This is a genomic window from Winogradskyella psychrotolerans RS-3 (genome assembly GCF_000427335.1).
In the GTDB taxonomy this organism is placed as follows: Bacteria; Bacteroidota; Bacteroidia; order Flavobacteriales; family Flavobacteriaceae; genus Winogradskyella; species Winogradskyella psychrotolerans.
In genome coordinates this window covers 1-552 of sequence record NZ_ATMR01000160.1, presented here as the reverse complement: position 1 = coordinate 552, position 552 = coordinate 1, and the positions used below count along the sequence as shown (strand labels likewise).

Sequence of the window (552 nt, the reverse complement as noted above, 5' to 3'; positions counted from 1 at the left end):
GGTTGACTCGGTTCCTTAGGCCGCCAGTGTGACGGCTTTTTTCATTATGGTCTCGTATTCGATCGGTGTCAGCTTCCCCCAGTCGGCGTTGTCTCCTTCGCCGGTGGTAGGTGCCTTCGATCCAGTTGATGATCTCAAGTCGGAGCTCGTCGCGGGTGTCCCACGAGCGTTGGTTCAGGACGTTTTTTTGCAGCAACGCGAAGAAGGATTCCATGGCTGCATTGTCGCCGCATGCCGCCACTTTCCCCATCGAGCCCAGCAGCCCGTTCTGGGCGAGTGCGCGCACGAATTTTCGTGACCGAAATTGGGATCCTCGGTCGGAGTGAACAATCACTGCCGTGGGGTGCTCCCGGTGGGTGACGGCCATGGTGAGCGCGTCAACGGCAAGCCGAGCCTTCATCCTCGTATCGATGGAGTAGCCAACAATGCGATTCGAGAACACATCTTTGATTGCGCAAAGATAAAGCTTTCCCTGACTCGTTTTGTGTTCCGTGATGTCGGTGAGCCACAGCTGATTTGGCCTCGACGCGGTGAAGACCCGCTGCACCCGAT

At 57.1% G+C, this 552-nt stretch carries 1 pseudogene; it reads right to left on the bottom strand.

The annotated features are described in order from the left end of the window. Positions 1–15: 15 nt before the first annotated feature. Positions 16–552, bottom strand: a pseudogene (locus ADIWIN_RS22435) (IS3 family transposase); the annotation flags it as partial.